At 39.9% G+C, this 21704-nt stretch carries 20 protein-coding genes; 17 read left to right on the top strand and 3 right to left on the bottom strand.

From position 1 onward, the window contains the following. Nucleotides 1-7: 7 nt before the first annotated feature. Nucleotides 8-667 carry a hypothetical protein gene (locus tag EXT43_RS18665; RefSeq protein WP_062565744.1) on the top strand — a complete coding sequence of 220 codons (660 nt, stop codon included), beginning with the start codon at nucleotides 8-10 and terminating at the stop codon, nucleotides 665-667. Between the two features lie 86 nt (nucleotides 668-753). Here EXT43_RS18665 and EXT43_RS18660 read toward each other — a convergent pair whose 3' ends face one another. Further along, complete coding sequence (locus EXT43_RS18660) at nucleotides 754-3027, bottom strand: CHRD domain-containing protein (RefSeq protein ID WP_082710914.1); 2274 nt, start codon at nucleotides 3025-3027, stop codon at nucleotides 754-756. A gap of 297 nt (nucleotides 3028-3324) precedes the next feature. Between EXT43_RS18660 and EXT43_RS18655 the strand changes: the two genes are divergently transcribed. Further along, entirely contained in the window at nucleotides 3325-3741 is a 417-nt protein-coding gene (locus EXT43_RS18655; RefSeq protein ID WP_062565743.1) for a hypothetical protein, read from the top strand. Between the two features lie 57 nt (nucleotides 3742-3798). Here EXT43_RS18655 and EXT43_RS18650 read toward each other — a convergent pair whose 3' ends face one another. Beyond that, the gene (locus EXT43_RS18650; protein ID WP_062565742.1) at nucleotides 3799-4497 is read right to left on the bottom strand and encodes a hypothetical protein; all 699 of its coding nucleotides are present in this window, start codon (nucleotides 4495-4497) and stop codon (nucleotides 3799-3801) included. Between the two features lie 557 nt (nucleotides 4498-5054). Between EXT43_RS18650 and EXT43_RS18645 the strand changes: the two genes are divergently transcribed. The 11 genes from EXT43_RS18645 (at nucleotide 5055) to EXT43_RS18595 (ending at nucleotide 15725) form a co-directional block, all read left to right on the top strand. Next, nucleotides 5055-5651 carry a hypothetical protein gene (locus EXT43_RS18645; RefSeq protein ID WP_062565741.1) on the top strand — a complete coding sequence of 199 codons (597 nt, stop codon included), beginning with the start codon at nucleotides 5055-5057 and terminating at the stop codon, nucleotides 5649-5651. 181 nt (nucleotides 5652-5832) lie between these two features. Next, nucleotides 5833-6258: a hypothetical protein gene (locus tag EXT43_RS18640; protein WP_062565740.1), complete on the top strand. Its 426-nt coding sequence runs from the start codon at nucleotides 5833-5835 to the stop codon at nucleotides 6256-6258. 196 nt (nucleotides 6259-6454) lie between these two features. Beyond that, nucleotides 6455-6793: a hypothetical protein gene (locus EXT43_RS18635; protein WP_062565739.1), complete on the top strand. Its 339-nt coding sequence runs from the start codon at nucleotides 6455-6457 to the stop codon at nucleotides 6791-6793. Between the two features lie 452 nt (nucleotides 6794-7245). Continuing rightward, on the top strand, nucleotides 7246-7740 hold the full coding sequence (locus EXT43_RS18630; protein ID WP_062565738.1) for a S1 RNA-binding domain-containing protein: 495 nt from the start codon (nucleotides 7246-7248) through the stop codon (nucleotides 7738-7740). A 413-nt stretch (nucleotides 7741-8153) separates the two neighbouring features. Beyond that, nucleotides 8154-8483 (top strand): type II toxin-antitoxin system PrlF family antitoxin, encoded by a 330-nt coding sequence (locus EXT43_RS18625; RefSeq protein ID WP_062565737.1) that lies wholly within the window; start codon nucleotides 8154-8156, stop codon nucleotides 8481-8483. A gap of 2 nt (nucleotides 8484-8485) precedes the next feature. Further along, nucleotides 8486-8959: a type II toxin-antitoxin system YhaV family toxin gene (locus EXT43_RS18620; protein ID WP_130167657.1), complete on the top strand. Its 474-nt coding sequence runs from the start codon at nucleotides 8486-8488 to the stop codon at nucleotides 8957-8959. A gap of 304 nt (nucleotides 8960-9263) precedes the next feature. After that, nucleotides 9264-9458 carry a (2Fe-2S)-binding protein gene (locus EXT43_RS18615; RefSeq protein ID WP_054554573.1) on the top strand — a complete coding sequence of 65 codons (195 nt, stop codon included), beginning with the start codon at nucleotides 9264-9266 and terminating at the stop codon, nucleotides 9456-9458. Between the two features lie 158 nt (nucleotides 9459-9616). Further along, nucleotides 9617-11149 carry a phospholipase D family protein gene (locus tag EXT43_RS18610; RefSeq protein WP_130167656.1) on the top strand — a complete coding sequence of 511 codons (1533 nt, stop codon included), beginning with the start codon at nucleotides 9617-9619 and terminating at the stop codon, nucleotides 11147-11149. Nucleotides 11150-11402: 253 nt separating this feature from the next. Beyond that, entirely contained in the window at nucleotides 11403-13658 is a 2256-nt protein-coding gene (locus EXT43_RS18605; RefSeq protein ID WP_054562441.1) for an acyl-CoA dehydrogenase, read from the top strand. 145 nt (nucleotides 13659-13803) lie between these two features. Next, nucleotides 13804-14751, top strand: a complete 948-nt coding sequence (locus EXT43_RS18600) for an aminoglycoside phosphotransferase family protein (RefSeq protein WP_062565734.1) — start codon at nucleotides 13804-13806, stop codon at nucleotides 14749-14751. Nucleotides 14752-14753: 2 nt separating this feature from the next. Further along, nucleotides 14754-15725 (top strand): Gfo/Idh/MocA family oxidoreductase, encoded by a 972-nt coding sequence (locus tag EXT43_RS18595; RefSeq protein WP_130167655.1) that lies wholly within the window; start codon nucleotides 14754-14756, stop codon nucleotides 15723-15725. On the opposite strand, the gene EXT43_RS18590 is transcribed toward EXT43_RS18595, so the two are convergent. Beyond that, on the bottom strand, nucleotides 15722-16540 hold the full coding sequence (locus EXT43_RS18590; RefSeq protein ID WP_130167654.1) for an ABC transporter substrate-binding protein: 819 nt from the start codon (nucleotides 16538-16540) through the stop codon (nucleotides 15722-15724). The genes EXT43_RS18595 and EXT43_RS18590 overlap by 4 nt on opposite strands. Nucleotides 16541-16732: 192 nt before the next feature. On the opposite strand from EXT43_RS18590, the gene upp reads away from it, so the two are divergent. The 4 genes from upp (at nucleotide 16733) to EXT43_RS18570 (ending at nucleotide 21704) form a co-directional block, all read left to right on the top strand. Next, nucleotides 16733-17362 carry a uracil phosphoribosyltransferase gene (upp, locus tag EXT43_RS18585; protein WP_054562437.1) on the top strand — a complete coding sequence of 210 codons (630 nt, stop codon included), beginning with the start codon at nucleotides 16733-16735 and terminating at the stop codon, nucleotides 17360-17362. A gap of 9 nt (nucleotides 17363-17371) precedes the next feature. Further along, nucleotides 17372-18610 carry a uracil-xanthine permease family protein gene (locus EXT43_RS18580; RefSeq protein ID WP_062565731.1) on the top strand — a complete coding sequence of 413 codons (1239 nt, stop codon included), beginning with the start codon at nucleotides 17372-17374 and terminating at the stop codon, nucleotides 18608-18610. A 138-nt stretch (nucleotides 18611-18748) separates the two neighbouring features. Beyond that, nucleotides 18749-20491 (top strand): HAD-IIB family hydrolase, encoded by a 1743-nt coding sequence (locus EXT43_RS18575; RefSeq protein ID WP_062565730.1) that lies wholly within the window; start codon nucleotides 18749-18751, stop codon nucleotides 20489-20491. Beyond that, nucleotides 20484-21704, top strand: a complete 1221-nt coding sequence (locus EXT43_RS18570; protein WP_054562434.1) for a hypothetical protein — start codon at nucleotides 20484-20486, stop codon at nucleotides 21702-21704. Before EXT43_RS18575 ends, EXT43_RS18570 begins: the two co-directional genes overlap by 8 nt.

The following is a 21704-nucleotide window of genomic DNA, read 5'->3' as shown; positions in this document are numbered from 1 at the left end:
AATAAACATGAAATTAAAAGAATTTGATCTGTGGGCCTTTAAACAAGAGCTAGCCGAATGTAGAAAATTTATCTTATTTTCTAGAAGTGTATACGCCCATTATGAACGGTATTTTTGTCAGATAGAGACTAACGGAATTTACCGAGTAATTATTAAGTTAAGTGAATCGGATAAACGTGATGGGACCACAGAGTTAAGTAGTTCTGTGCTTAAATTTTATCAACCTTTTGATTTTATAGCATTTAATAGATTAGGTGAGAATGAAAAGAAACTATGCCTATTAGATACGTTGCAGCAAGCATTAGTTAAATTAACAGTAATGTATGAATGGCCAATAGAGCCGTTTAATCAAGCATATGCAGCGGTTTTGAGAGATAGTTTTGTTAACCATTATACCTTTCGAAAAAAGCATAACCGTAACAGAAAACTTATTGCAGAATTAGAGTGCCATCACGAATCGATGAGCTTTGATTGTTTTGTAAAAATCAAAAATAAAATCGGGGAAGTGCTGTTTTCAAAACGTTTATTTAGTGCTGAGCCTGATGAGTTTCTGTTTAATGGCTTACTAGGCGATATTAGATGGATTGATAATGAGACACTCGCAGTTTTGAATAAAGATAAGAGTGAATCAGAGCGGATTAGAGTGCCAAATATCATGAGCCAATAAAGTTAATGGTATAACTTTTTATGAAGTAATGTTCTCATGCTTAGTCATAAAAGAGGCCAAAAATATTGGCCTCTGACTTTATAAAATTATTGAATTTGGCCTCGTATCTCACCGCTTGGATTTGCAGGCGTATGAATGTTTACATAATGACCGCCTGAAGCTAAAACTGAAAAGATATCGGCATCTATCATTAAGCCTGTGCTACTCATCCAGCGATTCATATCATCACTGTCTTGTACAAGAGGAGCTAACACAGGGCCATTTTCACCGGCTACACCGGTATGAATGTGTGCAGCAGTTGCATCGATTACACCCGATGTTAATACTTGCAGCTCAACACTGTAATCATTGGTATTCACTAGCGCATAACCATCACCAGATGCATCCGTTGTGACCGCGGGTACTTCTTGTTCACCAGAAAGCGGGAAGGTTACAAACACGTAGTTGTCGGTAAGGATTTGACCACGTAGTTCACCACCTGGGTTAGCTGGAGTATGCACATTAACGTAGTGACCACCTGATGCGAGTACTGCAAAAATATCTGCACTGATCATGGTGTTTTCAGGTGTTTGCCACAGGTTCATGTTATCGCTTGATTGCTCTAACGCGGCAAGAACGTCGCCATTGGTGCCTATACGACCTGTATGAATGTGGGCAGCAGTAGCATCACTCACACCTTCGGTTAACGCTCTTAATTCTAGATGGTAATTATCCATATTGACTAAGGCATAACCACTACCTGATGCCATCGTATCAACCGCTGGAACTTCTTGCATACCACTGAGTGGGAAAGTAACGAGCTGATAGTTGTCTGTTAGGATCTGACCTCTAATTTCGCCACCCGTGTTAGCAGGCGTATGTACGTTAACGTAATGACCTCCTGATGCAAGTACCTCAAATATCTCTGCGTTGATCATGGTATTTGCTGGTGTCATCCACATGCCCGCGTCAGTTGTTGACTGCTCAAGTGCAACGAGTACGTCGCCATTCGTGCCAATTCGGCCAGTGTGAATGTGTGCACCTGTCGCATCATCAACACCCATTGTGTTTACTAATAGCTCTAAGGCATAGTTATCCATGTTGATTAATGCATAACCTTCACCACTTGCATCAGATTCGATGGCAGGAACTTCTTGCTCACCGCTTAGTTTAAAACTCGTAAAGCCATAGTTACTGGTTAGGATTTGCCCACGAAGCTCGCCGCCAGCATTAGCAGGTGTATGAACATTGACATAGTGACCGCCAGAAGCCAGCACTGCAAAAATATCTGCATTGATTTGCGTGTTGCTTGGTGTCATCCAGACGTTACTGTCGTCCATTGATTGTTCAAGAGCTACTAATACATCGCCATTAGTACCTATACGACCTGTATGAATATGCGCAGCACTTGCATCGTCTAAGCCTGACGTGACAACAGTAAGCTCTACACTGTAGTCTGTTGTATCAACAAGGGCATAACCATCACCATCAGCCATGGTGCTGACCATAGGCACTTCTTGTGCACCACTCAAGTCAAAGGTCGCAACTGCATAGTTGTCTGTTAAGATTTGGCCGCGAATTTCGCCACCGGCAAATTCTGGTGTGTGAACGTTAACATAGTGACCGCCGTCTAAAAGTACTGCCAGAGTGTCGCTGTCTATCATGGTATCTTCAGGTACAACCCAGTCAGTCATGACTTCGTCGTCTTGCTCTAAAGTCACAAATACATCACCATTTGAACCTAATTTTCCTGTATGGATGTGAGCTGCTGTAGCGTCATCAACACCCATAGTCACCGCACGAAGTCGTAATTCTGTCGTGGCGCTATCATAAGATGCATAGCCGTAACCCATTGCGTCACTGTCGTTCATAGGCACTTGCTGATCGCCATTTAAAACAAACGTGATGATGCTGGTTGTATCAGGCACAATTTGCGCACGAAGTTCGCCGTTTGCATATTGTTCGGTATGAAGGTTAATGTACCAATCGCCATCCATTAAATCAGCAATCAAGCTTTCATCAAGGTCGGTAATTGCGACTTCATACATACCATCGGTAGTGGCTTCAAATGCAAAAGCAACATCACCATTAGCGCCTAAATCACCGTCGTGTATGTGTGCTGCGCTAAAACCTTCGACTGAGCTTGCATCAAGTGTTGCACGAAATTGCATTAAACTTTCGTCAAGCTCTACCGTTGCAGTTGCTGTTTGCATTGAGTCATTCATTGGCACTTCTTGTTTGCCACTTAAAGTTACAGAATAGGTTTTACTTGGAGTGAATTCTTGAACTGGGGGAGGGGTAACAACTTCGGTATTATCGTCATCATCATCGCTACACGCGGTGAGAAAAAGTAAGCTGCTAGCCAGGAGTATGTATTTCATCGTTCTTCCTTATATCTTTGTATGTTCGGACGTTACGACGTGTCCATTTCAATAAGGCTTACGGCAGGTGTTTAAAAAGAGATCACAAAAGGTTATTTAAAAGTTAAAAACTGATTCTTTAGTATTGGTTTGTTGAAAGAGGGGATTAATAGTTAAAGTTTAATATCGCTAACTTTAAAGGAAAAAACATGCTTAGCAACATAAAAGTTTTGGGTGGTAAATAGGTACGGATTGTGCATCTATTTTGTTTTCAAAAGGTTTATAGCTAAACGTCAAAAAATTAACGATAGGAAAACTATGCAGCTAACTTCGTACATATCCTCATTCCTAAAAGAGCCATTATTAGATCAGCAAAATAAAAATGAGCTAAACCCAGCAAGTGAAAAAGCAACAAACCTTCAAGGCTCTAAACAACAAGAAGCGGGCGTTGATTCTGATCCACAAGCAGAAGCTCAATCAAAGACATCACAAACACAGCAAGAGCTAGTAGTGAAAATAAAGGAGTTACAAAATAAGATTAATAGTTTAAAAAGCAACAAAGACCTAGCTCCAGAACAACGAGAAAGTGAGTTGCTAGAGCTTAATGAACAACTTGATGAAGAAATAAATGCAGTCCAGCTTGCCGTAAAAAGTAATGTTTCTACGATGATAAACTTATTGTTTGCTCCTACTTCTAGTAATCACTCTGGTATGCTGTTTAACAATAAAGCGTAAGTTTAAGGCAAAGCGCTTGTTCGCAGTTACTTTGCCAATTGCATATTTATAAGTCCGCTAAATTACATACTTTATAAGTGAGTAGATGAGAGTACATATAAAGGTAAATAGGAAGAACCATTTTATGTGAACTGTTATTGGTGACCCGCGTTTGGCTGTTCTGATCATAGTTACTGGGTAATCATACTCAACAAGTTTCTTGAAAAGCTCAGGATGTTCTAAGCTCCAGTCATTTAAAGGAATTGAATCACCATAGCGAGTTTTAAAAATAACAGAAAATAGATAGGCACGCCTAGGTTGTGGATCGTTAATATCGTAGCCGCTTTTGGTGCGTGTAAAATTCCATATGGCCTCAACATTAAGTAAATCTTCTCTTTTAATTGTTCGTGGTTTTCTGTCATCGAATAAAAGTGCAGGCAGGTAAACCTGTTCTTGGTTTATTTTAATTTCGCACAACGGGGATTCATGGATGAAGTAACGCTTATTGGCGATAAACATTTGAACTAAAAAGTAACTGAGATATGTAATGATCACAGCGGCAATTGCACCTGCACCGGATTGTGTTTTCCAAACAAGGTGGCAAGCAATGATGAATATAGCACCGGTGATTAATTTTGCTTTGAATTTCTGTGCTTTAGGTAAAGGGACTGCGCATCTCAAGATAGGTATTTCAGCTTGCACTTTCGTTTTTATGAAAGTCTGAAAAAAGATTAAGTTAAAGTTATCACGGGTTAATTCAAAAGTAGGCGCTTCCATGTGTCCTCGATTACATATTTAGTATTAGGAGTAAAATAACAAATGCAGTACCTTACTATCAACTAAAAACACCAGATTGTGTTTAAGTTTGGTTGGAGCACAACTTGCTTTTTATTGGTATAGTAAGTTACTGATAAATATGTAAATGTGAACTGGTGAAATGATAGATTATTTTCTTATTATTTTGATGGTACTTTCGGCTGTTTTATTTTTGTTTGTAATGGTTTTGTTTATCTTAGCTCCAAAATACGCAAAAAAGAGCTTTTCATAAACTACTACGGCGGAACAGGTGCAATTTATCATGGTTTTAAGCTGTTCAAAGTTGAATCCTATCGGGAAGACAAAGTTTGGGCTTGTAAAGCCATTAAATACTCATCTATAGCAATTGTAGTAATGTTTTTCATTATGGTTTTTTTAATAAAATTGAATGGAATTCAACAGAGCTAGGAGTCGGTTCTTGTTTTTCTTTCGTGGATTATGGTTAAGCACTATGCCAAAAACGTAACAGTTTTTTTCTGAGCTAATCGAAGAGACTCAAGTTAAATGGTGGAGATACTATGAAGTATTTAATTTTTATCCTTTTATTCCAAAGTGGCATTTGCATGGCGTTACAGCCTATATCAGAATATTGTGAAGACTCTTATCTGTTAGGCCGAATCGGAGGTGATATTTTTACAGCAAAAAAATGCCTAGTATATGGTTACACTGCTGAGGATATGACTTTCTTTAAGAATAGAAACACAAGTATTGAATTCGATGATATTAAACCTTCAATAGAAAAGTTTATCAATATTGTCAATTCTGAAGTAGATTCATTTTTAGATAAACAAAAAGCTTTTGATGAATACACTGGAGTGATAGATAGTTTCTCAGTGCCTCTATTTGGGAGCTATGATGAATTCGAAGATGCTAAAGCTTCATTAGTATTTTCGATTAACTACACAACTCATTGTAACATATCAGTTTTAGATTACAGTAGAGGTGATAAATTCATGATTGGATATAAACTTAATCGAATGACTGATGAAGGTAAATATAACTATGATTATTTGTATATAGAGCTCCCTAAAGAAGCAAAAATAAATAAAGCGGATAGTGATGGTTTAATAGATGCTTTTTGTCAAAATGATTTAAGCTTTAAAAATAAAGAATAATGGTAAGTAGCTTTTATCTATCCAAAGAGGTCAAGCTACATTTTTCCTTCTAAATCATAATAACCAATGCAGTTTAGTCTTTAGTTGAGGTAAATATGAAAGACCTTCAGCTATGTAGGCTGGCCGTTGTATTGATAATCCATAATCTCGATTTTGTTTTTCAAATTTAATGAGTGTTTTTATGAAAGTCTTTGGAAAACTATTTTTAGTTATCTTTATTGTATTAACTTTATTTTGGTACATAACAAAAGATGCTGGTGTATTTATTAAAAATCAGTTTGAGCCTTTTTATTTTCACTTTGATACAGAATTTAGTTCAATAAGAACACAGGAAGGTGTTGCCTACTCTGAGTACACTTATGATCAAGGTTTTAAATCAGTATTGATTGGCGCCGGAGATGAATTTGAAAGTGGTACTTTATTTTTTGACGGTGGGCTTTTAATTATAGAAGTCAGTCTTTTTGAAAAGTTTTTGGGTTTTTCTGATTATTGCCTTATTTCAGCAAAGTTTAGAGGAGAGAAGGTATTGGTTTTGAAGACGAGCGCTGAATATGCCGGTGCTGAATTTGGAGGGAAAGTCAATTATAAGTGTAATTTTGATAAGTAAAGAGACATGGTTATCTCTACCATCATCATAAAAAATGTACACCAAAATTTGAGAATACGGTTAAGCTTTACTTTCCCTAACTGAATTATGAAAACCATTTAAATTTAAGCTATTAGTTGAGAGAAAAATACAAGCCCAGACCTCATATGTGCATATCGCACACTTGCATAATTAATAAAGGAATATAGGTAATTCAATGGAGCAATCTTCAAATAACAAAGCATTAGCCTGCTTTATTTTGTATGGTGCACCCCTTGTACTTTTAGCTAAACATGGCTGGCAATTAGGTATTTTGATGTGCTTATTGTTTTTGGGTAGCTATAGCTTTTTGCCCTACATTAAAAATATTCGTAGTAATGTCAGAACATTAGATAAGCATGTTTTTGTATCGTATATTGTTGTAATTGCTTTATTTGCAGCAGTTGATATGTTTTCTAAACCTCATTACTGGAAAACTATTACCATTTTGATACTTGGATTTCTTTCACTAGTCCAATTGAAAAAGTTGCAACAATATTTTTTAGAAATGGGATGATTATGTATACTAAGTGGGGTTAAGTCTTACTGTTTTACAAATTTTGATGAGCAAATTACTTTAGTTATTAGTGACAGTCAGGACTTAAAACTTACTCTAGGTTTAAAGCACTATTTTCATATAAACCAATAGGGTCAGGTATTTTTTTGCCTATTAGCTCGTCCAATGTCATATAAGCAATGGTTTAATAGAAGTTCTCAACGTGTAGGGCATTTTACGATGGGCAAGCACAAGCTCAAGAATGGCTTGAAATCGGCAAAGTGTTACCCCTATTTGGAAAATCTAAAGCAACATCAAGCCTTAAGTTTGCGCTATTTGTCGAGCAAAAAAAAGAATTGGGTGATTATTTTCAATTACACTATTCAAACTTGAGTCGGGTAGTGGCAAAAGAAATACCTGCCCCATAGATGCTCCGTTTTTAATGCTAAATAATATTTAGTGAGGATTTTGGTTTGAAAATTCAATCGAATGAAATTATTTCAGTAAAAGTTAAAAGCATTGAGCAATATGGTGTTCTAGTAGAGGCTGATGGTTATGAAGGGATTGTTCTTATTCCTAATTTATCATGGAATATTTATGGAGTTCAAAAGGGAATGAGCAACTATTTTTCCATAGGTGATATTTTAGATGCAATGGTGCTTGATAGCTCAACAGTACCCTTTAATGCCTCTTTTAAAGACGCTCACCCAGAGCTAAGTCCGTGGAATAAAGTAAGTAAATATTTAATAAATACTATTCATAAAGCAAAAGTAGTTACGAGAACTGATTTTGGCTATTTTCTGGAACTAGAAAAAGGATTGAGAGCTCTGCTACATAATGAAAAGTCTATACCTGAGATGTCTGAAGGTGAAATTGTTTCAGTTAAAATTAACTCCATTGATCAGGAAAAGAAAAAGATTGTTGTTTCTTATGTTTTTCCTGAAAATAATAGCAATAAACCCCAGTAGAACAGTGCACTACACTAATAGCTGATTGTGCAATCTGTGTCGGAGCCACTAATGAGACAAGCAATAGCTCCAGATTGGCTTGAAATCGGCAAAGGAAAAACAAACAGGGTCAGGTCTTTCTTTTTGCCTTTAAGATTATTGAAGCCTAATTTTTAGTTATTAACTAACCAAGATTGATACGTGAAAGGATGGCTAGGCTACTACGATTAGAGTTTGCAGGTGCTTTGTATCATGTTACGTCGTGAGGGAATGAGCGCACACTCAGCTAGCTGAGTGTCTAGACAAGTCCCCCCTTACAGCATTAAGCAACTTGAGTATTTTCTAGCTCATTTTTAAAGGGTAATGCATTTGCATTGCCTGTTCGTTCGTACTAAAATCAAAGCTAATGAAGCAAATAAAAGACAGAGGTTGTTATGGCACAAGTTGCTTTAGAAACTGAATCAACATTGACAGACCGTTTTCAAACTACGGTGCCTAGCCCTGTTCGTAAGGCGTTGCACTTAGGTAAAAAAGATAAAATTAAATACACGATTCAATCTGATGGCAGCGTTGTTATTTCGCGTGCAGCAGTGCAAGAAAGCGATCCTGTGCTTGGCGAGTTCTTATCATTCATAGCGCGTGATATGCAGGCTCATCCTGAAAGAATAGAACCGTTATCAGCAAGTATGCGAGAAAACGTTGATGTTTTGATTGAAGGTGTTGAAATCGATTTAGATGCTCCGTTATTGGATGAGGACGAGTAAGTTTGCAAAAAACGATACCAATGGTCGTAAATGGTTGGACACTTTACACTCATCCATTGTTTAAAGAGCAATACATAAGCCTTAAAGTTCAAGTTGAGGCTCTTCGGAATAAAGATCCAAAGGGCTACCTTAAAAAAAATGCCACGAAACGATTAGCCGCTATTCAACGGTTAATCTTTGAACTCATACCGCACGATCCTACCAGCCCTGAATTTCGCCAAGGAAGCACATTAGGTGATGATAACAAGCACTGGTTTAGAGCAAAGTTCTTCCAACAATACCGTTTGTTTTTTCGATATCATTTAGGGTCAAAAATCATCGTTTATGCATGGGTCAATGATGAAAATAATAAACGTGCATACGGTAGTAAAACCGATGCCTACAAAGTATTCGAAAAGATGTTAAATTCTGGTCATCCACCTGAGGGATGGAATGAACTTTTAAAAGCAGCTAAGGACGAGTTGCTCTTCCCTTAATCAAGGCGCATGTTTTTCCAGTTGTTGAAGTGTCGGCTTCTCTGTTATTTACCAATGCTCTGTATCTGAGCCATCCTCTCTTTTTCTTTCAACTCCAAACCAAACCCTCTCAAAAAAGTTAAAAATTTTTTCTTTGCTCGCTTTTAACTAACTGCCCAAATCATAAGGGAAAATTTTTAGTTGTGTGCTAATTATGAGTTTTAGGTATAAAAGTTATGCAAATATTGCCTATAACACTATTGCGAACTATTACCGTTTAGATTAATATGCTGACCATCAAGAGAAATGAGAGTGGTTTGCATTCATGTATATCTGTTTATGTCATGGTGTGACTGATAAAAAAATCGAACAAACAATTGATGATGGCGCTATGACGATGCGCGATTTATCTAAAGAGCTGCAAGTGGGTAGCCAGTGCGGCAAGTGTTGTGGTTGTTGTAAAAAAATACTTAATCGCAAACTGATCGAAATTGCAGATATCACTGAGCAAGTAGCTTAATTACTTGCTCTTAAGCATGCGTGCTTAACAATTTTTCCTTCGTTTAATTCTTCTAATTTATCCCCATACTTACGAGTTTTTATTTGCTTTTAACCCCTTCATTTATTAGGGTTATAACAAAGCAGATACGTGTATCACACGGTCATTGGTAGGAAGCCATGATAATAGACTCTTCAAAATCACTTTTTTGTGCAGTACTCATTTTAATCACCGCGGGCTGTGCGCAGTTACCTTCACGAGAGTCCATTCAACCAAGCTATGCCATTGCAGCGGATACACCCAGTACCATAGGAGATGCAGTGGGTAATAATCATCCTGGGTTATCAGGGTTTTATCCTTTAGCAGATGGGGTCGATGCCTTTGTAGCTAGGTTGGCACTCATTGATTCTGCAGAGCACACTATTGATGTGCAGTACTATTTATACCACAGACAGCAAACCACCATTTTATTTACGGCCTTTTTATTAAAAGCCGCAGATAGGGGAGTAAGAGTTCGCTTGTTACTTGATGACTTATCGCAAGCCGACAGTGAGCTTGATTTAGCAGCACTGGCTGTTCACCCTAATATTGAAGTTCGATTATTTAATCCATTTCCTAACCGTCGTTTTAGAGCGCTTGGTTTTGTTACCAACTTTAGCCAGCTTTCTAGACGCATGCATAACAAGAGCTTTATCGTTGATAATCGGATTTTTATCACCGGTGGGCGCAACATAGGTAATGCGTATTTCTCGGCTGAAGATCATTCTGAATTTATTGATTTAGATGTTATGAGTGTTGGCGAAATTGTGCCAGAGGCATCAAAAGCATTTGATTTATATTGGAATCATCAGCTGTCTTACCCTGTTGAAGATTTGCACGGTGAACGTGATGAGCAATCACTTATTGATATCACTAAATCCTTATCGACCTATGTTGAGCAGAATCAGCAGAGTAATTACGTTGAGCAGTTACGCGAAAGCGCCTTTGTAAAACGCTTATTGCACGATGAAATAGAATTCGATTGGCAAAAGTCTGTGTTGTTTTATGATCATCCCGATAAGGTAATGAACGACGTCAGTGAAAAATCGGCCAATATGTCGCCAATGTTGTTTAAAGAAATGGGCGAGCCGAAACAAAAAGCAATTATTGTGTCGCCGTATTTTATTCCTCGTGAGCAGGGCGTTAAATTACTGACCAATTGGGCAAAGCAGGGTGTTGATGTCACTGTACTGACTAATTCTTTAGCTGCTACCGATGTATCTGCGGTGCATGCTGGTTATAAAAAGTACCGAGAAGATCTCGTAAAAGGCGGGGTTAAGCTGTGGGAGTTAAAACCCAGTGATTTAATGGCCATTAAGCGCAAAGCGGGGCGTAAAGTAACTGGGTCATCACAAGCAAGTTTACACGCAAAAACCATGACCTTTGATGATAAAAAGATTTTTGTGGGCACCATGAACCTCGACCCTCGCTCGCTTGATTTAAATACCGAGATGGGCGTTTTAATCGAAAGCGAAAAGCTTAGCCGCTTTTTGGCCCATTGGGTTGATACGCAAATGCCTGAATATGCCTGGAAAGTCGAGCTTAAAGATAATGACTTAGTTTGGCTCGACACAGTGAGTAATGAGCAGTTTGATGAAGAGCCACAAACGTCTTCGTGGCGACGTTTTCAAGTGTGGTTTATTTCGTTATTCCCTATCGAAGATGAGCTCTAAGCCATTCCTTCAGTATTTATACCTAAGCCCAACTTTTTAGTTGGGCTTTTTGTTTTCAGCCTTTAGTTGTTAACCATTTCGGGATAAAAAAAGGCGTTTGAGCGTACACGTGTAAACCCATTGTATTCAAGTGCTTAGCGTGCAAAGAAAAAATAAATATAAAAAAATGTTAAAAAAACTGGTTGGACCAATTGATCTATTGCTCGTTTTATGACGTAATGTAGGTATTACTATCTGGTCGGATGAGTTTATTATGAGCTTACGTACAAAATTAAAAAAAGTATTACCTAGTATTTCAATTACAGAACAAGAAGCGTTAGATGCGGGTGATGTTTGGTTAGAAGGTTCAATCTACCAAGGTAAACCTGATTTCGATGCACTTCGTGACGTGCCAGCAGCTAAGCTGAGCGCTGAAGAGCAAGCATTCTTAGATGGCCCAGTGAAAGAATTATTATCTATGATTGATGATTCTGAAATTCAAAACGGTGTTCATCTTCCTGACTACATTCTTGATTTCTTGAAAAAAGAGCGTTTTTTCTCGCTTATCATTCCTAAATCATTCGGCGGTTTAGAGTTCAGCCCTTATGCAAACTCAACAATCGTTGCGACTATCGCGACTAAGAGTTCTGCGGTTGCGGTAACCGTGATGGTTCCTAACTCTTTAGGCCCAGGTGAGCTATTACTTCACTTTGGTACTAAAGAGCAACAAGATCACTACTTACCGCGTCTTGCAAATGGTCGTGATATTCCATGTTTCGCACTAACTAGCCCAGAAGCGGGTTCAGATGCGGGTGGTATTCCAGATATCGGTGTTGTTAAACGTGGTCAGTTCAATGGCGAAGAAGTATTAGGTTTAGAAATTACCTGGGACAAACGCTACATCACACTTGCGCCAATTGCGACAGTATTAGGTTTAGCATTTAAGGTAGTTGACCCTGATGGTTTACTAGGTGGTAAAGAAAACTTAGGTATCACCTGTGCGCTTATTCCTAAAGATCACCCAGGTGTTGAACTTGGTAATCGTCATGATCCTATGGGTATCCGTTTTTACAACGGTACGACTCGCGGCGAAAAAGTATTTGTACCAATGGACTTCATCATTGGTGGTCAAAAGAACATCGGTCGTGGCTGGCAAATGCTGGTTAGCTGTTTAGGTGCAGGCCGTGGTATCTCTCTACCGGCATTAGGTGTTAGCTCATCACAAGTGGCATTCAAAGGTGCTTCTGAGTACGCAGCAGTACGTGAGCAGTTTGGTCTGGCGATTGGTCAATTCGAAGGTATCCAAGAGAAGCTTGCTGATATCGCAGGTAAAACTTACCTTCAAGAAGCAATGCGTGTTCTAACAACAGAAGGTTTAGGCATGGGCTTAAAACCATCTGTAGTTACTGCGATTGCTAAATACCACATGACAGAAATTGGTCGTAACGTGCTTGATTCAGCAATGGATATTCAAGCAGGTAAAGCAATTCAAAATGGTCCGCAAAATACATTAGCAAGTGGATATGTTGCACAACCAATCGCAATCACGGTTGAAGGTGCAAACATTCTTACTCGTAACCTTATGATTTTTGGTCAAGGTGTAATGCGTTGTCACCCTTACCTACAAACTATGGTTGAGTCTATCCACAGCGAAGACAAAAATGCAGATAAAGAATTCAACAGCATCTTACGTAAAACAGTGGGTTACAGCGTAGCTAATAGCTTACGAGCTTTCCGTTTAGGCGTATTACCGTTTACTGCGGGTGCTAAATCGTCACTACCAGAAGTACGTGAATACGAAAAAGCAGCGCATAAATTATCTGCAAAACTTGCAGTTTACGCTGACTTCTCGTTATTGGTACTAGGTGGCAAACTTAAGCAAGCAGAAATGTTATCTGCACGTTTAGGCGACGTAATGAGCTTCTTATATGCGGCGATGGCATCAATTAAATACTACGAGCAAAAAGTAGCAAGCAGTGAACGTGAGCAAGCTGCGCCTTACTTCCACTATGCGACTCGCTTTGCACTACAAAGCGCTGAAGAAGCATTGCATAAGTTCTTAGATAACTTCCCTGCAAGTGGTACTCGTAAATTTATGCGTTTCATTACGATGAACTACTCAATGAAAATGCCTAAGATCAGCGATGATTTAATCCGTGAACTTGCGACTCAAGCGCAAATGGATACGGCATTTAAAGCGCAAATCACTCACTTGGTTAACCCAATTGAAGGTGATGGTCATTACATCAATGAGCAAGCGTACAAAGCGAAAATGGCGTGCCTTGATTTACTTAAGAAAGTTAAAAAAGCTCTGCGTGCTAAAACTATTAAGCCGGGCGTTCGTTTTGCAGAAACGCTTGATAATGCACTTGTTGCAAGTGTTATCAACGAAGAAGAATATGCAAAACTGATTGATTACAACAAGAAGCGTGAAAAAGCGATTCGTGTTGATGAGTTCGACTTTGATATGAACCTACTGGATGACAATGCAAAGCCAGTAAACCCACTTAAAAGTGTGGTAAACGAGTAATTCAACAATGCAAGTCCTGAGTAGTATTAGGACTTTATCTTCGAAAACCCGTGCTTAGCACGGGTTTTTTATTGCCTATAGGCCGTTGTGCCAATAGCCAATATCACCTACCATTGCCATCGGTTTATATAAATTACAGAGCGTTATGGATCTTAGGCAATTCGTTACTTGTCACTTTTCAAATATTACAGAGCTACAGCAAGCTGCATCAGTATGGAGTGGATGCGGTGAGATTATTCGTTGCCAAATGAATGGTGCTGCTGCGGTAATTAAAGCGATTGAAGTGCCTAGTCAGATCAATCATAGTCGTATAAAACAAAGTGATTTTGCACTTGCCAGAAAGCGCCAATCTTACTTATTCGAATTTAATTGGTATCGGCATTACGCAGAGCAATTACCCCATGAAGCTGCGGCTATCCACTGTATTGAGGCAATACAACAGGGCAGTAAACAAGCGCTGGTATTTAGTGATTTCAGTGCGCTTGGCTACCAGCCTGCAAGTGCTACACACAGCGACATTCAAGCAATTATAAACTGGCTTGCACACTTTCATGCTTTTCATTTAGCAAGCTCTGCCGATGGCCTTTGGCCGCGAGGTAGTTATTGGCATTTAGCAACGCGGCCCGATGAGCTAAAGCGTATGAGCGATTTAAGCTTAAAAGCGCAGGCGCACGCTATTGATATAGCGTTGAATGAGTCACCTTACCAAACATTAATTCATGGTGATGCTAAGCTTGCCAATTTTGCGATTGCGCCACAAAACCAGCATGTTCTTGGCTATGATTTTCAATATGTTGGCAAGGGTGTTGGGGTGATTGATGTAATGTATTTTTTAGGCAGTTGCTTAGATGATACGGCATTAAAATCAGTTGCAGATGACTATTTAAATCGCTATTTTGACACCCTCATACAGGCACTAAAACGTTATCAACCGAATGTAAACCCAGCGCATGTTGTTAGCAGTTGGCGAGCGCTTTGGTGTTACGCATGGAGCGATTTTTATCGCTTTTTAGCAGGTTGGAGCCCTGATCATGCAAAAATAAACGGCTACATGCAGCAGCAATTTGTAACGTATTTAAAAATAAAGGATTAGCAATGAATAAGCCAATGCGATTTGCCATTATCGGCTGTGGTGCTGTAACTGAAGTGAAAAGCGGCCCTGCTTATCAACAAGCAAAAGGTATTGCGCTTATTGGGGTGACACGCCGCGACTTAGAAAAAGCACATGATTACGCTAAACGCCATAATGTCGCAAAGGTGTTCGCATCGCCAAGCGAACTCATTAACGATACCAGTGTTGATGCCGTGTATATTGCCACGCCGCCAGATAGCCATAAAGCGTATGCTCTTGAGGTTGCTGCGGCAGGTAAACCTTGTTGTATTGAAAAGCCACTGGCGCCAAGTTATCAAGACAGCCTTGATATTGTTGCAGCGTTTAAAGAGGCTAAACAGCCGCTATTTGTGGCTTATTATCGCCGTTCATTACCACGCTTTAATCACGTTAAACAGTTATTAGAGCAAGGTGCGATTGGTAAGCCTCGTCATGTTAGTTGGCATTTAAGTAAAGCTCCTAACGCTCTTGATTTATCGGGTGAGTACAACTGGCGCACAGATCAAAATGTGGCACGAGGAGGTTACTTCGACGATTTAGCCAGCCATGGTCTTGATTTACTTGCCTACCTTTTAGGTGACTTTAGTACGGTGCATGGTTTATGTGCTAATCAACAGGGCTTATATTCAGCATTCGATGCTATTACCGCGCACTGGCAGCATCAATCTGGTGTTACCGGCACCGGGAGCTGGAACTTTGCTTCAGCAAATCGTTTTGATGATGTGATGATTTATGGCAGTGAAGGCGAGCTTAGCTTTAGTGTGTTTGACGAAAAACCGATTGTGCTTAACAACGCACAGGGCAAACAACAGTTCGTAATTGATAACCCTGCACATATTCAACAATATCATGTTGAAAATATGGCGAACTATTTTCATGCTCAGCAACCCCACCCATCAACCGGTGAGAGCGCACTACACACAAGTTGGGTTATGGAGCAGATTTTATCGGCTTAGTGCTCAAACGCTGCATTGAAGGCATTTACTATTTGTGTGTTTTCACCTTCGTGAAATAACTCCATCAGGCGCTCACTAATTAATGTGCGTACCTTTTCAGTTTTAAGCGCTTTATTGAACAGCGCGATTGCTTGTTTGCCGACCTCTGTTGGTGAACAAGCAATATAACCAAACACGGCGGCTTTTTCTGGTTTAAGGCTTATATAACGAATACTACTCAGACCGGGGAAACGTTTATAACGGTTGCTAAATACAGTTTGGTATTCTAAAACGGCATCAATTTTATTTTGAAATAACATTTGCCCGAGCCTTGGTGCATTTGTTGCCCCATCGAGTATAAAAAAGTGCTCATCATTTAAACGAACAAACTTATCAATCTCTTCTGAGTATGAACGGCCTTTAGTGACGCCAATTGTTAAGTCATAGTAATAGATAGCTTGTAGTAGGGTAATAGCGTCTGGAATGGTGGGCTTATTAAATACCACCAGTTTATTTGAAGGAAATGCCATCAGAGGGTACTGACTAAACACAGCATGAGCTTCACGCTCTGGGGTTTTTAATTTATTGTACAAGCAAACATTGTTCATTTTTCTTAATTGCTGCCACTCTCTTAAGCGGCTTGCAGGTATAAAATGTAGGCTGATTTCATCGCCTAATTCAGCTGCGGCAGCCAGCAAAAACGTGGTGGCCTCATTTTCAGGGTTACCGCCATCTTGCGGAACAAAGTCTGCCATAACTTGAATATCGAGTGTTTCACTGTGGACCGGTAGGCAAATACACAAAAGTAGTATCGAAGTGAAGATAAACGTTTTCATTACTGCAGGCCCAAAATAAATAAAATGTTAAACATTGCCGGTGCGTGTTGTTGCAAAAAAATTAATATTTGCAGCTGATAGTGTAATTTTAGACCAATTCAAAGAATTAATGCGATGAACATGCATTTTTTGCAGTCGAGAAGACTATTTTGCGCTAAAATAGGCGTAATTTATCTCATTTAGGTTCTACTTATGTCTATCCATGTAATTACTCATCCGTTAGTTCAACACAAACTTGGCCTTATGCGTGCAGAAGGTATTAGTACTAAAAGTTTTCGTGAGCTGTCGTCTGAAGTAGGTACTTTGCTTACTTACGAAGCAACAAAAAACCTACCATTAGAAAGCGTACAAATCACTGGATGGGATGGTTCAACATTAGATGTAGAACATATCAAAGGTAAAAAAATTACTGTTGTGCCTATTCTACGTGCCGGCCTTGGTATGATGGATGGTGTTATGCAGTTATTACCTGCTGCAAAAGTAAGTGTTGTTGGTCTTCAGCGTAACGAAGAAACATTGGAGCCAGTGCCTTATTTTGAAAAACTGGTTGGTAAAATTGATGAGCGTTTAAGCCTTGTTATTGACCCAATGCTTGCAACCGGTGGTTCAATGATTGCAACTATCGATATGCTTAAAAAAGCAGGTTGTAAAGATATTAAAGTGATTGTATTAGTGGCAGCACCAGAGGGCGTAGAAAAAACCCTTGCAGCCCACCCTGATGTTGAAATTTTCACAGCATCTTTAGACAGTCATTTAAACGAAAAAGGATATATCATTCCAGGCTTAGGAGATGCCGGTGACAAGATTTTTGGCACAGTGTAAGGCGCTCACGTGGAAAATCATCAAACATTTTCGTTAAAAACCATTCTAACTGGCGCGCAAATGCTGTTTGTAGCATTTGGCGCACTAGTACTTGTGCCGTTACTAACAGGCCTTGATCCCAATGTGGCTTTATTTACCGCAGGTTTAGGAACTTTACTGTTTCATGTGGTTACTAAAGGCCAAGTTCCCATCTTTTTAGCATCGTCTTTTGCTTTCATCGCACCTATTATCGCCTCGGTGCAAATGTGGGGCATTCCCGCAACTATGGGCGGTTTGATGGTGGCAGGCTTTTGCTATGTTGCGCTTAGCTTGATAGTAAAATTTAAAGGCGTGAATGCGCTGCACAAGGTGTTACCGCCTGTGGTTGTTGGCCCTGTGATCATGGTGATTGGTCTAGCCTTAGCCCCAGTCGCTGTGAATATGGCAATGGGTAAAGCAGGGGATGGCAGTGCACAATTAGTTCCTTATGAGCAAGCAATTTGGGTTTCTGGTTTATCATTACTGGTTACGCTGATTTTTGCGGTATGGGGTAAAGGTGTATTTAAACTTATTCCTATTCTTGCTGGTGTGGTAGCAGGTTACCTTGCTTCGTTATTTATAGGTATTGTTGAATTTAATGCGGTCACCGAAGCAAACTGGTTTGCGGTACCGGCATTTACTTATCCTGAGTTTAAATGGCAGGCTATTTTATTTATGGTGCCTGTGGCTATTGCGCCAGCAATTGAACATATTGGCGACATGATGGCTATTAGCCAAGTAACAGGTAAAGACTATTTAAAGAAACCGGGTTTACACCGCACTTTACTAGGTGATGGCTTAGCAACCTCTGCGGCATCGGTTTTTGGTGGTCCACCTAATACAACGTACTCTGAGGTAACGGGGGCGGTAATGCTTACACGTAACTTCAACCCTCGAGTGATGCTTTGGACCGCAATCATCGCTATTGTGCTGGCGTTTGTGGCAAAAATGGGCGCGGGTTTACAAACGATTCCGGTACCGGTGATGGGCGGCATCATGATTTTGCTATTTGGCTCTATCGCCGTTGTTGGTTTAAATACCTTAGTAAAATCAGGTGAAGACCTTACCGCGCCTCGCAACTTGACTATCATCGCACTGATTTTAGTGTTTGGTATTGGTGGTATGCATATCGGTGGTGATGAGTTTAGTTTGCAAGGTGTGAGCTTATGCGCAATTTTGGGGATTATCTTAAATGCTGTTCTCCCCAAAGCAGTGCAACAAGCTGATTAGAACTTAAAAACTGCTTGAATATTGCACCAAAAAAGCGCATTAAATATGCGCTTTTTTTGTAACCATTTAAAAAATAAGGAATTATAAAACTGGTCTACTAACTGCATTTATCTCTATGTCATACTGGTAGGAGCGATTATGCAAGAGGCAAATGTTGTGGATATTACCCCGTTTTTAGCGAAGCATCAGTTACCACTCAAGTATCAATACTTAAGTGAGCAGTTTTTTATACCTCTCGCGCACGATATCTTAAGCGCAAAAATGACCGGCCAACCTATGCTGGTGGCGATTAATGGCTGCCAAGGCTCAGGTAAAACGACCCTCGCTGATTTCTTAGTGACCTGGGTTAATAGCAATACCGAATTTAATAGCGTGTCATTATCAATCGATGACTTTTATTTAAGTCGTGATGCACGCAACGAGCTTGCTAAAGATGTTCATCCTTTGTTTGCGAGTCGTGGTGTACCGGGTACGCATGATACGCAATTAATGGAACAAACCTTATCAGCTTTGTTGGCAGGTAAAGTGGAAGTGCCATTACCTCAATTTGATAAACTAACTGATGATCCGGTGCCAAAAGACCAGTGGCCTAGCAACCAAAAACCGATTGATATCCTGTTTTTTGAAGGCTGGTGTGTAGCCAGTACACCTCAGCAGCCTTATCAACTGCAAACTCCGGTAAATGAATTAGAGCAACTAGAAGATGCCGACGGCATTTGGCGTCGCTGCGTAAATAGTTGCTTAGCGAATGAATATCAAAATGTATTCGCAATGGCCGATTACACCATTATGTTAAAAGCGCCTTCATTTGAAGATGTGTATGCGTGGCGCTTAGAGCAAGAGCATAAACTAATTGCCAAAAAAGGCCAGGGGCAGGGCACGTTTGACGAAGTGAGTTTAAAGCGTTTTATCTCTCATTTTGAACGTATTACGCGGGAAAACTTAGCCACTCTTGCGCACAGCGTGGATGCGTTATTATTGCTTGATACCGAGCGTGATATCACCAAGATGGAACTTCTCGCTGACCAGATTGCTCAGCCACTTATTTTTACTGACTTAGACGGCACATTGCTCGATCACGATAGTTACGAATGTGAGGTGATCAAACCATTTTTGGCAAAGTTGAATGATACCGGTGTCAATGTGATTTTTAACACCAGCAAAACCTTTGCTGAAGTCACTGATATTCAAAAAGGTTTGGATCATCACCAGCCCTTTATTGTGGAAAATGGTGCTGCTGTTTATATCCCGAAAGACTATTTCAAAGTAAAGCCGATTGGCTGTGATGAATATAAAGGTTATTGGCGCTTTGCCATGACGCAAAGTACCGATAAATTGCATGAAGATCTTAAACAATATGCTAGCCAATTTAGTCATTGTGTACGTTTGTTTAGCCAATTTAGTGCACAAGAAATAGCCGAGTTAACAGGACTCCCCGTCGATAAAAGTGAATTGGCTCTACAAAGACAATACTCAGATCCGGTTTGTTTTTCGGGTAGTGAGGAAGAAAAGCAAGGTTTGATAGATGCAATGAGCCAAGCAGGCTACGAAGTGCTTGTTGGCGGGCGTTTTATCCATTTAACCAAAGGTAACAATAAAGGACTTGCACAAAAGTGGCTGTTAAATCAGTTCAAAAAAGCCTATCGCAATCCTTTTACTGTGATAGCGCTTGGCGACAGTCAAAACGATGTAGCCATGCTAAAGGCGGCCGACACCGCTATTTTAATCAATAACCCTGGCAGCCAAGTGCAATCACAAATATTACAAAAAGCATGGCAGCTCAGCGAAAAGCCCGCCCCAGCAGGTTGGGTTCAAGAAGTTTCTGCGTTAACTATCATCAAAGCGCGTTTTGCAGCAAAACAGGAGCAATCTCATGGCTGATTTTTATCAAAATGGCATTATCACGACCTTACACAATATTGCTGACCGCCCAGTAGAAGAACTAGAAAAAGAGTTGTTGGGCTTTTCAAAACAACGCCCAATGGGCCTGATTTTGCCTTCGCTTTACAGTGAGTTAGAAGGACCCGCTCTGCAAAATATTATTGCTGAGCTGAAACATGTGCCTTATTTATCGCAAATTACCATTGGTCTAGATCGCGCTGATGAAAGCCAATATCGCCATGCACTGCAGTTTTTTGCGGAGCTTGATCAGCCTCATAAGGTACTTTGGAATGATGGCCCGCGTTTACAAGCTCTTGATAAAGAACTACAAAAATTGGGCGTTGCGCCACGAGAGCTAGGTAAAGGTCGCAATGTTTGGTATTGCATGGGCTATAAGTTGGCAACCTCAAAAGTAGAGTCAATTGCACTGCATGACTGCGATATTTTGACTTACGACAGAGCGCTATTAGCACGTTTAATTTACCCCGTTGCTCACCCTCGTTTTAACTATGAATTTTGTAAAGGGTTTTATCCGCGCACCGCTGAGGGCAAAATTAATGGCCGTGTGTCACGTTTGCTGGTAACGCCGTTATTGCGTTCGTTTAAAACAATTTTAGGTAGCAACGATTATTTAGAATATATGGATTCATTTCGTTACCCGCTAGCGGGTGAGTTTTCATTCCGTCGTGATGTACTTAATGATATTCGTATTCCAAGTGACTGGGGCTTAGAAATTGGCGTGCTATCAGAGATGTATCGTAATTACTCGCATAACCGTTTATGTCAGGTAGATATTGCTGATAACTATGATCACAAACACCAAGACTTATCGCTAGAAAACCAAGCGGCGGGCTTGTCGAAAATGTCGATTGATATCACCAAAGCTTTATTCAGAAAGCTGGCTACCCAAGGGGTGACTTTTACGACAGAAACGATTCGCTCATTAAAGGCAACCTATTACCGTATTGCTCTCGATTTTATTGAAACTTATCACAACGATGCGTTAATGAATGGCTTAACACTTGATATTCATCATGAAGAAAAAGCCGTTGAAATGTTTGCTCAAAATATTATGAATGCAGGTCAGCACTTTTTAGAAAACCCAATGGAAGCACCCTTTGTGCCGAGTTGGAACCGAGTAGCTTCGGCAATGCCGGAGGTGTTTGCTCGCTTAGAAGAAGCCGTAGAGCTTGATAACAAAGAATATATTTAA

This window comes from Pseudoalteromonas sp. CO109Y (genome assembly GCF_004208935.1).
Classification (GTDB): domain Bacteria; phylum Pseudomonadota; class Gammaproteobacteria; order Enterobacterales; family Alteromonadaceae; genus Pseudoalteromonas; species Pseudoalteromonas shioyasakiensis.
This window is presented reverse-complemented; position numbering and strand designations above follow the sequence as displayed.